Origin of the sequence: Paenibacillus jilunlii, from assembly GCF_900102965.1 — a bacterium.
Classification (GTDB): Bacteria; Bacillota; Bacilli; order Paenibacillales; family Paenibacillaceae; genus Paenibacillus_AQ; species Paenibacillus_AQ jilunlii.
In genome coordinates this window covers 22,040-36,858 of record NZ_FNGM01000017.1, presented here as the reverse complement: position 1 = coordinate 36,858, position 14,819 = coordinate 22,040, and the positions used below count along the sequence as shown (strand labels likewise).

The 14,819-nt window shown below is 38.3% G+C and carries 9 protein-coding genes; 6 read left to right on the top strand and 3 right to left on the bottom strand.

What is annotated here, in order from left to right:
- Positions 1-183: 183 nt before the first annotated feature.
- Positions 184-1,071: a UTP--glucose-1-phosphate uridylyltransferase GalU gene (galU, locus tag BLQ82_RS23905; RefSeq protein WP_062522989.1), complete on the top strand. Its 888-nt coding sequence runs from the start codon at positions 184-186 to the stop codon at positions 1,069-1,071.
- A 298-nt stretch (positions 1,072-1,369) separates the two neighbouring features.
- Here the strand turns inward: galU and BLQ82_RS23900 are convergent, their stop codons facing one another.
- From BLQ82_RS23900 to rfbA, 3 genes are all read right to left on the bottom strand, one after another.
- Positions 1,370-4,117, bottom strand: a complete 2,748-nt coding sequence (locus BLQ82_RS23900) for an O-antigen ligase family protein (protein WP_062522986.1) — start codon at positions 4,115-4,117, stop codon at positions 1,370-1,372.
- Positions 4,118-4,321: 204 nt separating this feature from the next.
- Positions 4,322-4,876, bottom strand: a complete 555-nt coding sequence (gene rfbC / locus BLQ82_RS23895; RefSeq protein WP_062522984.1) for a dTDP-4-dehydrorhamnose 3,5-epimerase — start codon at positions 4,874-4,876, stop codon at positions 4,322-4,324.
- Between the two features lie 20 nt (positions 4,877-4,896).
- Positions 4,897-5,775, bottom strand: coding sequence for a glucose-1-phosphate thymidylyltransferase RfbA (gene rfbA / locus BLQ82_RS23890; protein ID WP_062522982.1), 879 nt, complete (start codon positions 5,773-5,775; stop codon positions 4,897-4,899).
- A gap of 448 nt (positions 5,776-6,223) precedes the next feature.
- Here rfbA and BLQ82_RS32415 point away from each other — a divergent pair, with 448 nt between their 5' ends.
- The 5 genes from BLQ82_RS32415 (at position 6,224) to BLQ82_RS23865 (ending at position 14,809) form a co-directional block, all read left to right on the top strand.
- Positions 6,224-7,594: an ABC transporter permease gene (locus tag BLQ82_RS32415; RefSeq protein ID WP_074648580.1), complete on the top strand. Its 1,371-nt coding sequence runs from the start codon at positions 6,224-6,226 to the stop codon at positions 7,592-7,594.
- Between the two features lie 12 nt (positions 7,595-7,606).
- Positions 7,607-8,827 carry an ABC transporter ATP-binding protein gene (locus BLQ82_RS23880; protein ID WP_062522981.1) on the top strand — a complete coding sequence of 407 codons (1,221 nt, stop codon included), beginning with the start codon at positions 7,607-7,609 and terminating at the stop codon, positions 8,825-8,827.
- Entirely contained in the window at positions 8,824-10,419 is a 1,596-nt protein-coding gene (locus tag BLQ82_RS23875) for a class I SAM-dependent methyltransferase (protein ID WP_062522979.1), read from the top strand. Before BLQ82_RS23880 ends, BLQ82_RS23875 begins: the two co-directional genes overlap by 4 nt.
- A 24-nt stretch (positions 10,420-10,443) precedes the next feature.
- Entirely contained in the window at positions 10,444-12,732 is a 2,289-nt protein-coding gene (locus tag BLQ82_RS23870) for a glycosyltransferase family 2 protein (protein ID WP_248845171.1), read from the top strand.
- A gap of 76 nt (positions 12,733-12,808) precedes the next feature.
- Positions 12,809-14,809, top strand: a complete 2,001-nt coding sequence (locus tag BLQ82_RS23865) for a glucosyltransferase domain-containing protein (RefSeq protein ID WP_062522977.1) — start codon at positions 12,809-12,811, stop codon at positions 14,807-14,809.
- Positions 14,810-14,819 lie beyond the last annotated feature (10 nt).

Sequence of the window (14,819 nt, the reverse complement as noted above, 5' to 3'; positions counted from 1 at the left end):
GCCAGTGTGACTGAAGAGATTGCAAAGCTCTCAGCGCACTGGCTTTTTTTCGTAATATAGGCCTGCTTTCTCCAATAACCACACTGCCAAAATCAAACCAGAACTGCTATAATTAAAGCAAATATGCCATTTTCCTTTAGCGCTAGAATGAAAATGAGAGAAGATTATTGAAGGAGTCCTGTCATGAAGATCCGTAAGGCTATTATTCCCGCGGCCGGTCTGGGTACCCGCTTTCTGCCCGCGACCAAAGCAATGCCCAAAGAAATGCTCCCGATAGTAGACAAGCCTACCATCCAATATATTGTTGAGGAGGCCGTTGCTTCCGGCATTGAGGATATCATCATCGTAACGGGTAAAGGCAAACGGGCGATCGAAGATCATTTCGACAATTCGTTCGAGCTGGAATTTAATCTGGCGGAGAAGCAGAAATGGGAGCTGCTGGAGTCTGTACGCAAATCCTCTGAAATGGCTGACATTCACTACATCCGCCAAAAGGAACCAAGAGGGCTGGGACACGCTATCTGGTGTGCCCGCAAATTTATTGGCAATGAGCCGTTTGCCGTACTGCTCGGGGATGACATTGTCCAAGCGGACAAGCCATGTCTTAAGCAGATGATTGAAATATACGACCAATACAAGTCGTCTATTGTCGGAGTTCAGCAGGTGCCCTGGGAGGAAGTCTCCCGCTACGGTCTGGTAGATGGTACGGAACTGGCTGAGCGGGTATATAAGGCCAACCGACTGGTAGAAAAGCCAAAGAGAGAAGAGGCGCCATCCAACCTCGCGATCCTGGGCCGGTATATTCTGACTCCGCGTATTTTTGACATGCTGGAGGAGCAGCAGGTAGGTGTTGGCGGGGAAATCCAGCTGACCGACGCCATCTCCCGTTTAAGTGAAGTGGAACGCATTATTGCTTATGATTTCGAAGGCAGACGCCATGACGTCGGCGAGAAAATGGGTTTTATCCAGACGACCATTCATTATGCCCTCCAGCATGAGGAGCTCAAGGAAGGCCTGCTTGATTACCTCAAAGAGGTGATCGACAGCGAAACGCAGAAAGCGTCGAGGTAGGCAGGCTGACCTGACAGCTTTCAGTAATTATCAAGAGAATTAAGCGCCCCGTTGAACTCAGTCCGCAGGGCGCTCTTCTGATTTTAATCCGGCCATTAAATCTACAGATCAGAAGTAATAATACCTTTCCCTTATCTCTCGCAAAAAGGTGCCATCCTCCTCAGAGGACGACACCTTTTTTGTTTAAATATATAAAATTATATGCTTCACGCAATAAATCAACCTTAGATTTCTCGCTGAAACGATACCGTCCTTTTTAAGGACGGCATAGCCGTTTCTGCTTGACCAGCCTATTTGATTAGTACTGCGTATTCACAATAGCATCTATCTGAGCGGCTTCCGCAGGATCTGCGGCAATCAGCTTGTCGTAGACTGGTTGATCTTGATCAAGCCCAGCCTTCTTTAAGGCTGCCAGATACCAGCGGGCCATCTCACGGTTAGTGGCATCGTTATAATCTCCGCTCAGCCCAAGCTTTAAGGTCTCTGAAGCGGCTGGAATCTGACCGGACATCAGCTGGATTCTGCCTGCGTTCAGCGCAATTGCCGGAGGAATGGCAAGCGATTGGACTTGTAAGTCAGCCTGCACCTGATTATAAGCGCTAAGACCGACATTTAGGTAAGTTGTTTTACTGGTGGCATCCTGCTGGGTGAAGGCCTGCTGAGCCAGCTCATACGAGCGGGCAATGAGCGAGCTGTACCAGTTCGTATCCCAGAGCGTTCCACTGTTTACGACATCCGTATAAACATCGCCAAGTCCAAGCTTTAAGGTTGCTGCCGCTTCCTCATTTTGTCCTGCCATCTGCTGCATTTTACCGGCATTCAGGGCAATCGTTGGTGTTACTGAGAATGCCCGGCCCTGCAGCTGCTCTGGAGGCAGAGTTTTCAAATGTTCTACACCATCAGTTACATGTTTATAGGCATCCAGACCAATGGTCAGGTATTCCTGCTTTTTAGCTTCATCTTTTTCGGCATTTGCCGCACGTGCTAACGCCTGGGAGCGGCTGATCAAAGATTCGTACCATTCAATATCCCAGTTGAACTTATCTGCGTTATCCCGATAGACGGCGAAGGCGAGATCGTTTTGCCCCTTCAAATCATACGAGGAAGCGAGTAGAGTGAGCAGAATCTTATTATTAGGTTCGTACTTGAGCGCACGGTTCAGCACGCTGAACGCTTCGTTCAAGTACTGCTCATCTTTAGTTTGATTAAAAACCTGATGATCCATAGAGGCGAGATATGCCGCTGCTTCCGGATGGTAAGGGCGATCTTTTAGAGTTGCTATCAAAGGTGCCTTGAGCTCCTCATAGGACTGGCTTACACCGATCAACCGCTTAGCTTTCATTACAGAATTGCTTGAGCCGATCGCACTGACCGACAGGAAGAACATGAAAATTATACCGATAGCCAGGACTGCAAGGTAACCGTAACGTATACCTGGCTTATTCCAGTTCCGGCGCAGCGGTTTGCTGTCCATGGCGGCGCCCATTCCGGCAAGGCCGATAAACACCAGAATTCCCATAAAGGCATAACTGAGATTGAAGTCCAGTATGCTGTGAACAAGAATCGACAAAGCAATGATGTAGAATATAAATCCATTATCAAATTCATTTTTGTCCCGTTTAAGGTATCCACGAATGTATTTATAGAAAATGTAGCCGATAAAGCCCATGAAGACAACAAATCCGACAATTCCGACTTCGATCAAATATTGCAGGAAGAAGTTATGCGCCTGGCGGCTTGTATACGGGTAGTCCTGGTAATGCTCATAGAGCGAAGCCCAGCCTCCACCCCCGGCGCCAATAATGGGATAATCCTTCACGACTTTCATAGCATCTTTATAAAAAGTAATACGTTCCAGTACACTGTGCTGCTTGAAGTTGATGTTCTCCAGCCGTGTCTCCATGTTAGCGGGGAGAATGGTACGTGCGCTTGTCCCGATCAGCAGAAATGCGGCTACGGCGACCAGTACAACCGAAAGGAGCGGCAGCCACAGCCCTGCAAGCTTGCGCGATTCCCAGCTCTCCAGTTTATTTTGCAGCCAAGGTTCCACAAAACGCTGAATGATCCACCCGCACGCGGCAACAATCGCGGAGGCGCCAAGCAGATAAGCCCAGCCTTTAAGAGCAGCAGAAGAGCTAAAGGCCGTGCTCAGTTCAGTCCCAAGATTGGTCACCGGGCTTGCAATCGCAAGCGAGGCGAGACCGGCAATTCCTAGATGGAGAATCCAGAGAATCTGCTTCACAGGCTTCAGAGACAGCAGGAGCAGAATAAAGACTACGGGCAGCATAACTAGTCCCCCGCGGGACAAGGTCAGCAGCAAGGAAACAATGATTGGTACGAGCATGAATCCGTGAGTCAGCGTCCCGTACCATTTTTTGGAGCGAACCAGTGCAAAGACAGCTACGAACAGAAAAGCCATCAGGAAAGCTGCGTATGTATTCGCATATTGAAAAATCGAAGTCAGCCGCAAACCGTTGGAGTCGGTCATAACCGCATCCAAATATTTACCGCCGCGCACCGTATCGGAGAACCAGCCAACCAGTCCACCGGCAAATTTCCAGGCGCCCAGCCAGTTCAGCAAGCCAAAGCCCACGATAAAATAGGCAACGGCCAATACGGCATTTTGAATGACAACATTTAGTTGCTTTTGCTTCAGCAAATATAACGCTATAATGAATACTGCAATATACATACTCTGAATAAAGAGAATGTTCATCGCCATATAATGCGAAGCAGCGCCAAATAGCGACAGAGCATAAGTTATCGGCAGCAGCAGCGAAGCCACAGCCAGCAGGTCACGCTGCTCCTCTAGCTTGAACTTCTTATAGTACAAGCCGATCCAGACCAGCAGCATTAGGCCGCTGAGCAGACAAGACACATAAATCGGCTTTTCATAGTCGATCTGCTGCCCATTAAACAATCCAACCTGAAATGGGGTCCACACCAAAAACACAATAAAAGCAACAACCAACGCCCACACCGGGCTGGATATCTTTTCAACATTTCTCGACTGCACAGCATTTTTACCGTATACTGGTTTCGACACGTTTTAATCTCCTTTTCCTGAAGGTACGAAAATATTTTAGCATATTCGTAGGGTGCACGACCACTTATTAACTTTAGGTAATATGTAGAGAAAGAGATGTATATAATCTCGTAAATATAGTTGGCCTAAAAACTTACTGTTTCATTAGAAACAATGAGTTCTTAGGCCAATTTCATTGGAATTCATAGCATTTATACAGTGTAATTAATATGTGAAATTTAAATTTGCATCCTTTAAAAGCGGCGCTGTTTCATCTTTTGCGGATAACACTGGCACTATATCGATAGGCCACTTAATTCCTATCGAAGGATCATTCCACAGAATTCCTCCGTCACACTCTGGAGCATACAGCTCATCACACTTATACTGTACCTCTACATTCTCGGTTAAAGTCATAAAACCGTGAGCGAAACCCTTAGGGATAAGAAGTTGTTTTTTGTTTTCGGCGGACAGTTCAATCCCGAACCATTGTCCGTAATTAGGACTTCCTTTGCGGATATCGACAGCAACATCAAAAATAACTCCTTTTGTGCATCGAATAAGCTTGCTTTGCGCTTTTGGATTTAGCTGAAAATGCAAACCACGGAGTGTTCCTTTAGTTTCCGAGAAGGATTGATTGTCCTGTACAAAATCAAGCGATATTCCCTGATCTTTAAACTTGCTCTCGCTGTATGTCTCCATGAACCAACCACGGTGATCACCAAAAACTTGTGGTTCGATTACCCACACATCTTTCAACTCAGTTTCAGTGAATTTCATTGTTCTCACACTTTCTGTAATTAGTATTGAATCTTGCCAGTGGCTACTTTCATAAGATATTGCCCATAGCCCGTTTTACTCAACTTTTGCCCACAATCCCATAGATGTTCTTTAGTAATCCATCCATTAATATATGCAATCTCTTCAAGGGCTGCAATCTTAATCCCTTGGTGATCTTCTATCGTTCTTACAAAGTTGGTGGCGTCAACTAAACTCTGATGTGTTCCCGTGTCTAGCCAAGTGAAACCGCGGCCAAGAAGTTCAACATCCAACTGCCCGAGTTCAAGATAGGCTTCATTTACTGAAGTAATTTCAAGTTCCCCACGAACGGATGGCTTTACGTTTTTGGCGATTTCCACTACACGGTTATCGTAAAAGTATAAACCTGTCACGGCATAGTTTGATTTAGGCTTATTAGGTTTCTCCTCTACACTGAGTACCTTGCCCTCCTCATTAAACTCAACCACGCCAAACCGCTCCGGATCTTGTACATGATAGCCGAATACAGTTGCGCCCGCATCCTTGCTGGACGCACGCTGTAACATTTTACGAATTCCGTTTCCATAATAAATATTGTCTCCGAGAATCATTGCTACCGAATCATCACCAATAAAAGATTCACCTAAAATAAAGGCTTGTGCCAAACCGTCTGGGCTAGGTTGAATAATATATTCGAGTGTAATTCCAAACTGTGATCCATCCCCGAGTAAATTGGAAAATCTAGGAGTGTCCTCAGGAGTAGAGATAATAAGGATTTCTTTAATGCCTGCTAACATTAAGGTAGACAAAGGATAATAAATCATAGGTTTGTCGTAAATTGGAAGTAACTGCTTGCTGGTAACCATGGTTAAGGGGTACAGTCGAGTTCCACTGCCACCCGCTAAGATAATGCCCTTCATTGTTTATTCCAACTCTCCCTTTATTCTGAGTAATGATATAATGACTGATGCTGTTTATGTGGACGGTGTGGCTATAGAAAACTATACTCATTTTACTCTGAATTATTGCAGCCTGTCCATTTTTACTCAGCAATACTGTTCTCAAACAGAAAAAGTCTTTATATTCTTAAGTTCCTTATAGAATTTTCACGAAGATATTTTTACATATCTGTAAACGCTATGGGGCAAGCTACTGTAAACCAATCGCTTTGTGTGATAACATTAACTTGTTTTTGTTATTAGGAGGGGATAATTTAGAATTGATTAATGAATCGGCGATTTCGTCAATTAATCCCACTTGAATTGCTGAATACATAAAAATAAAATGAAAGAATGTTATTTGACTTGGTGGTCTAATACGAAGTTATAACTAAATTAAGACTAATCAGTAGTTAGGAGAAGTACTAAAATGAAAGCAGTAAAACGCATTCTGTTGTTAATTTGTTCAATTATTGTTTTAATGATGTCCTATCACTTTATAAACCTATACTCTAAAGAAAACGTCAAGACGTATGTTCAAATGAAGGTAAGAGCGGACGTTCCTATCAAGTTCCAACTCTTTTTTTCAAATACTAATAATGAATGGAAAGAAGAGAATTCCAGTACTATAAATTACAACAATACTCAAAGTTGGCAAGATTTAAAATTTCTGATTCCTGAACAGAGCCGTTATATTAGACTTGATACTGGTAGCGCAAAAAATCAGGTTGATATTAAAGAGGTTTTTATTCGAAGAAATACGGATGTAAAGGTGAATTTAGATAAAGCTAATCCAACGTTCAATCAAATGTCAATAAAGATTATTGACGATAAAGTGGCACGCATTTCGTTACAATCAACTGGCAATGATCCATTTCTATTTTTTGATGCAAGTAAATTCATACAAGAAGCCCAATTGAAATCGAAATGGAGCTTTAATGGAGTTGCTGTAACTCTGGCTTTTTTAACTGCAATTTCCGTTTATTTTATACTCAGATATATCAAAGATTCATTACGATTAATAAAAGATTTTATGAGGAATAGAGAGTTAATATTAAATTTAGCGAAAAACGACTTCAAAACAAAATATGCTTCTTCTTATCTAGGTATTTTATGGGGATTCATTAACCCTTTGTTGACTATAGCCACCTACTGGTTCGTATTTCAGGTTGGACTACGAAATGGTGATGTTGGGGATGTGCCATTTATTATCTGGTTTATCGCTGGTATCATTCCATGGTTTTTCTTCTCCGACGCTCTATCGAGTGCAACGAATGTATTTACTGAATACAGCTATCTTGTGAAAAAAGTAGTATTTAAGATCGAATTATTACCTATTGTCAAAATAATGTCTGCGTTTTTTGTTCAATTATTTTTTATAGTTTTTATCTTTATAGTGTATGCGGGTTATGGCCGTTTCCCAACGTTATTTAGTTTTCAATTATTATACTATTTGGTATGTTTAGTTGTGCTTGCTGTTTCAATATCTTTTTTTACTTCAGCTATCTTTCTATTCTTTAGAGACTTGAATCAAATCATTGCGGTTATACTTCAAATGGGATTTTGGTTTACGCCTATTGGATGGTCTGTAAGTATGCTCTCTGACACTTGGGCTAGAATTTTCAAACTGAATCCAATGTATTATATCGTCCAGGGTTATAGAGACTCCTTGGTCGATCATATTATGTTTTTCAATCGTCCATATCAGACGGCTTACTTCTGGTTGTTTTGTCTTGTGATGTTTACTGTAGGTCTTAAAACATTTAGGAAACTAAAACCGCATTTTTCTGATGTGCTATAGGAGTGTTAATTAATGGACAGAATAATTGAAATTAATAATATAGTTAAGAGTTATAAACTTTATAATAAACCTGCAGATCGATTTAAAGAAGCAATACATCCTTTTAAAAAAAACTATCATAAAGAATTCGTTGCGTTAAATGGAATAACACTTTCAGTGGAAAAGGGAGATGCCATTGGGATATTAGGGAGGAATGGATCAGGCAAATCTACTCTATTGAAGATAATTACAGGGGTATTAACTCCTACCAGTGGGACCGTAAATATTGACGGTAAAATATCAGCTATTCTAGAGTTAGGAGCAGGATTTAACCCTGAATATACAGGAAAAGAAAATATTTACTTAAATGGACTTATGATGGGATATAGCAGAGAAAAAATGGAAGAGAAAATAGAATCAGTTATAGAATTTGCAGATATAGGTAATTTTATTAATCAGCCAGTCAAGCTCTACTCCAGCGGGATGTTTGCAAGACTGGCATTTGCAGTTTCTATAAACGTTGAACCTGATATATTAATAGTTGACGAAGCATTGGCTGTAGGAGATACCAGGTTTCAGACAAAATGTATAGATAAAATGAAAGAATTGAAAAAAAGTGGAACAACAATACTGTTTGTATCGCATGCATCTGAACAAGTTAAAAGATTTTGTAATAAAGCTGTTTGGATTAAAGATGGAAAGGTAGCAGCTCAAGGCGACTCTAGTGAAATCGTAGACTTATACGAAGACTTCATGAGAAACGATGTGGAAATAGCGGAAAGGGAAATTGAAAATCAATTACCAGAGGCTGTTCTTCAAATGGATTCGGATTTTGTTTTGCCTGCGAATCCAGATGTATTAGGACTTATCACGGATGTTAAAATAAATAAAACTTCATTTAGGACATTTGAAGAGGTAATAGTAGAGATAGAATATGAGATCTACGAAGAGATAATAGAAGATTTATTATTAGGCGCGGCTATTTATACTCCGAACCGTGATTATATATTTGGCCCTAATACCTTTCTGGAAAAAGTTTCTATACCAAATAGATTGGGCAGACATAAAGTGAATTATTGTATACCTCAACTCCCTCTACTTGGCGGTACATTTTGTTTAGATGTAGGACTTTTTAACAATGAAGGAATTGTTAATATTCATTATAAAGAAAATGCAGTATCTTTTGTTATCACCAATAAGTATTTTTCTGAAGGGTTAGTATACATTAAGCATAACTGGGAGGTGCTCAAATGATCGATATTCTCTTTGATCAATATCAACGGTATAACAACGTTACAAATATAATTAACTCTTTGAGAGGTAGTGGTCAGACATTCAACATTTTAGAAGTGGGAGCTAATGAGCACCAGAATTTGGAGAAATTTTTACCACTTGATCAAATAACTTATCTTGATATCCAACTGCCAGATAGTTTAAAGGACAATCCTAAGTATATTTTAGGGGATGCAACAGCAATGGGTTTTTCAGATGGATATTATGACATTGTTGTTGCACTGGATGTGTTTGAGCACATTGCTGAAGAAAACCGAGAGAAGTTTATAAGTGAAATTCACAGAGTGAGTTCTGAATTTTTTGTGATTACTGCCCCTTTTCATTCAAGTAAGGTTGTTGAAGCAGAAAGAAGAGTAAATGCTGTTTACAAGTCTATTTTCAATAAAGATTTCATCTGGTTGGAAGAACATATGGTTAATGGATTGCCAGATTTGAAAAAACTTTCAGCTTATTTGGATTCGAGAGGTATCAACTATACGATAATGAGCCACGGGAGTTTGGAAATATGGGAAAAAATGATGACAATCCATTTTATTGCTGCACAAAATTCCAGATTAGGTATATACAGAAATGAAATTGATAGATTCTATAATCAATACATGTTCGATAATGATTTTGTGGAAAATTCGTATAGGAAGATTTGTGTTGGGACTAAAAAAAGAGATTTAATCTCACTCCCCTCAATTCAAACGAATGAGCAACTCAGAGAACAGCATTCTTTTATGCTGGGGGTTTTAGAAGAACGTTTTTATGTGCTAGCTAATCTTAATATTAGTGAGGATGATAATGCTCCAAAAGATTTTGTGCAGATTTTTATGGATGAAGGAAACGGTTACTCGGAATTAAAAAGTATAAAAATTGAACTGCAAAATAATAGACAGCATATTAATATAGAATTTGAGCCTGGTATGCTCAAAGCGCTACGAATAGATCCTTCAAATTATATGGGGACATTCGAAATTAATAACATTCGTTTAACTGCTACCCACGGTGATGGTGATCTTATTTCTATGGAAGAATTATCAATGAATGGAAACTGGGATTTGAGATTTGAAGATACATTTGTTTTTTTAAACGACGACCCATTTGTTATATTGAATTTTGCTTCGCAATTATCCGTAAAAAGTTTTAGTTTCGATCTTATTTCTTTATCAAAAGATGAGGCTCTTATTTCTGCAATAGGACATTTTGATAAGCAATTGGCGAAAGCTAAATTAAAAGATGAGGCTAATATGAAGGAAATACATGCAGTTAGAGAACTATTAAAGGAAGCCAAAGAAAAAGAAGAGAATATTGAGGGGGAAATGCAACTAATCAGTGAACAATCTTCAAAACGTATAGATATATTAGAAAGTGAAAATAAAGATCTGATGTCTACAATTAATAATTACGAGCGTTCTAATAATTTATATCAAGAAAAGACAGAAGAATTACATCAGGAACTGATTAAGATACAACAATCCAATGAAAAATATAATAATGAACTAAATGCTATTTATTCATCCAAAGGTTGGATATACTTAACGAAGCTTAAAAAATTTTTCGGGAAATAAAACTGGGGAATAATAAGAAAGTAGGTGCACTTTTTGTTTTATAGTATAAAAAAATTCTTTTACTTAATAATCGGTACATTTGGATTTAGAAGTAAATTGAACTTGATACCCACTAATGACTTATTTGGTAATGAAAAGCAGTGGTCCTCGGTGGGGTCAGACCCTTATTTTATTGTGGAGGGTCCTGTTATTAGCGGTTGGAATGAATTGTTTTGGGAGTCTGTCTCTGAAGAGAATATCCCGCTTAAGATTTACTGGGATAATGGGGATGGGTTCAGTGAGGATAGAAGTGCTATAATTGGAGAGATTTCAAAAGGGGAAAATAAAAAAAAATTATTAATCTATATTGCTGACGATGCTAAGAAAATCAGAATAGATCCTGGTGAAAAAGAAGTGAGTTTTACATTCGAAAATTTGAAAATTCGTAAAGTAAGCAGACTTTCCGTTTTTATAAGTGCCATAAAGAAATATAGTTCACAAAGGGGACTGAGTGTAAGACAGTCTGGAGATATATTGAGAAAAGCAATTAAGATTTATAGAAGTCGAGGTGTGAAAGCGTTATGGGTAATTGCTAAACAAAACATTGGTCAATATAGTAGTAGTGTCGATGACTACAAAGTATGGATTGAAAATAACGCCTTAAATGATAAAGATGTGCTAGTTATAAAAGAAAGAATTAAATCGTTGAGTTACAAACCATTAATATCTGTCATTGTCCCAGTATATAATGTTGACGAAATTTGGTTAAGAAAATGTGTTGATTCAGTTATTGATCAGTATTATCCTAATTGGGAATTGTGTATTTCTGATGATGCATCTACCAAGACATATATTAAGAGAGTGCTAGAAGAGTATGTTGAACTTGATCCGCGAATCAAAGTGATTTTCAGAAATGAAAATGGTCATATCTCAAAATCATCAAACTCTGCTCTTGAAATAGCAGAAGGAGAGTATATTGCTCTTCTTGATCATGATGATGAACTAGCATTAAATGCATTGTATGAAAATGTATTATTACTAAACAGCTTCCCTGAAGCAGATATAATTTATAGCGATGAAGATAAACTCTCTGTAAAAGGCGATCGTTTTGATCCCTTTTTTAAACCGGATTGGTCCCCCGACTTATTGTTATCCCAAATGTATACTTGCCACCTATCACTTTATCGTAAAAGTTTGGTAGACCAAGTGGGGGGATTTCGCGTCGGTTATGAGGGGAGTCAAGATTTTGACCTTATGTTAAGAATTTCAGAGCTCACAAGTAATATTTATCATATTCCTAAAATTCTCTATCATTGGCGGGCGATTCAAAGTTCGACGGCCTCCAGTGGCTCTTCTAAAGATTATACTCATATGGCTGGACTAAAGGCTGTGCAGGATGCGATAGAGAGAAGAGGGTATGATGCCGAAGTGGAGTCTATTGATGATCATTCAAATGTATATCTAACAAGATTTAAACCAACAGGAAATCCTAAGGTTTCTATTATTATTCCTTCAAAAAATAATTTCGAAATAGTAAAGAATTGTATAGACTCTATTTTTAATAAAACGAAGTATTCAAACTTTGAGATTATTATTATCGATAACGGAAGTAATGATCCGGCAGTACATGAGTTGTATCGATATTGGACCGACTTGGAAAAAGAGAGATTTAAAATGTTTGTTTTAGACATCCCCTTTAATTATTCTAGTTTGAATAACTTTGGTGTTTCCAAGGCTGATGGTGATTTATTGCTATTATTGAACAATGATGTTGAAATCATTACAGAAGAGTGGCTGGATGAAATGGTAGGACAAGCCATTCGTCCTCAGATAGGAGCGGTTGGAGCTTGTCTGTACTATCCAGATAATACATTACAGCATGGTGGTGTTATACTGGGAATTGGTGGCGTTGCGGGTCATAGTCATAAATATTTCCCATCAGAACATACGGGTTACTTTCGCAGGTTGAAAATCGTTTCAAATTATACGGCGGTTACTGCTGCGTGTTTAATGATAAAAAAAGATATCTTCCTTGCAGTAGGTGGCTTAGAAGAGGACTTACAAGTAGCTTTTAACGACGTGGATTTTTGTCTAAAAGTATGGAGCGCTGGATATAGAAATCTTTGGTTACCTCATGTTAAGCTATACCATTATGAATCAAAAAGTAGAGGACATGAGGATACTCCAGAGAAGCAGGAGCGTTTTTTAAAAGAGATTAATTTTATGAAGAAAAAATGGTCTCACTTATTAGAGAATGATCCTGCCTACAGTCCTCACTTGACAAGGATTAAAGAGGATTTTTCTATTGGAGAACCAGTAGCGAGGAATGGATAATGTTAGGATACTGAATTTTTATGTATAAAATATTTAATATTCACAAATATAAAATGAATCACTAAGGAGTTAAATGATGAATGAAATAAAGACGGGAAATAGTCCGATGAGAGAGGAACTTTTTTCTATATTATATTTTTTCAAGAACAACATGTTTCTTGTTTATATATCTGTTTTTGTTTCATTATTTGCTTATGGGTTTTCTATGACACATTTTACACTATCGATTGACGAAGAGATTGCTTTGACCCTTGGTGATCAGTACAATTGGAGCAATCAAGGGCGGTTTGGCATAGATATCTTAAAAACACTTTTTAACTTTTGGAATACAAATTCTATAACTAGTACATTTCTAGCTGTGTCATTATTTTCTTTATCCGGAATATTATGGGCATATTCTTTTTCTAGCATAACTCCTCGAAAAGAGGGGAAATATATTCCGGGCAGTATAGTTATTCTGCTTTTTCTCACTTTTCCGGCTCTAAGCGAGAATATCGGTTTTTCGATGATGAGTTTTGAATTAGGCGTAGGCTGGATAATTATTGCTCTCGCATCAATTTTTATTTCTAGATGGGCGATCTCTTCTAATAATAGTAAATTATTTTTACTGCTTGGAGTAATTTTTGTTTCATTCGCAACCTCCATATACCAAGCTTTTCTGTCTGTATTTATCATCGGGTGTTTTATACAACTAATTATATATATATTACACTTAGAAGAATCAAAAACCAAATTAAATCTTAAGTTGTATTTCTATATTTTGCTTAAAATAACACTGGTTTCAGGAGTGAGTTTAGCATTATATAAAATCGCAGATAAAATTGTTCAACTCTTTATACCTTCCTCAGGATATATAGAAAATTTCATAATGTGGGGCAAGAAACCTACCAGTGAAATAATTCTAGGTTTATTATCATCGTTTTCAAAATTGATGAGTGGAGAACTGATTTATGGTTCGAAAATGCTTTTACCGAGTATGTTTATTAGTCTTTTTTTAATTGCTTATTTCTTAGTTAAGTTTTTGAGAAATAAGGATAGAGGAAATGCTGGCATTCTCGTTTTCACTTTAATTGGTTATTGCTTGATTCCCTTCTTAATCTACTTTATTTCAGGATCTCCTGTTCCAGTTAGAGGAAACCTTGTTTGGCCTTTATTTACATCTTCTGCATGTTTGTTTCTGTTTATACTTGTTAGAAAAGTTCAATATCGAATGTTTATAATTTTTGTAATATGTATAATCTCTTTCTACCAAGCAAACTCTATTGCACAATTATTCTATAGTGATTACCAAAGGTATGAAGATGATGTGAAACTTGCTAATCAAATTGGGTATGCAATCACAAATATGGATCTAGGAGACCCCCCCCCATTTCCTGTTGTTTATGTGGGCAAACATGAGCAAGGAATAAGGAATGGAATCATTAAACAAGAAGTACTGGGATATTCTTTTTTTGAGTGGGATGGGGGAAATCAACTCAGAATCGGAGACTTCATGCAATCATTGGGTTATATGTACATATCTCCAAGCGAGGTGCAGAAGGAGAGGGCTAAGCAGATAGCTGCCTCTATGCCTATGTGGCCACATAAGGGATCTATCGATTTAAAAGAGGATATGATAATAGTTAATTTTTCGGGTAGCACAGGAAAACCTCTATTGAAAATTTCAGAAATACAACCGTTTGGTGAGAAATATAAGTCTATTAAACTAGCAATAAGCTCTGTGAACTTTGACACACATAATGTTGAATTAGCAATGAAGATAACTGGAACACTCGGTGCTTTCTCTAGAGGCGAGGATCCTTACTTTTCCTTTCCTACTGCACCACATGCCCAAAATCAGTCGTATAAATTCGTGAAAATAGAATTCAGTTCTGATATTGAAGGAAACCTGCAACTTTTTTTACTTCCACCCAATGGAGAATATAGTGAAGTGTTCAGCGGAACTCAAAATATTCGGTCTGGTGAAAATGTTATATACTGTACAATCCCAGATGCAATCACAGAGATTAGTGCAGTTAGAATTGATCCTCCAGATAATTCGGTACTAAATATTAAAAATATTGAACTTATTTTTTAAGGATTCCCCA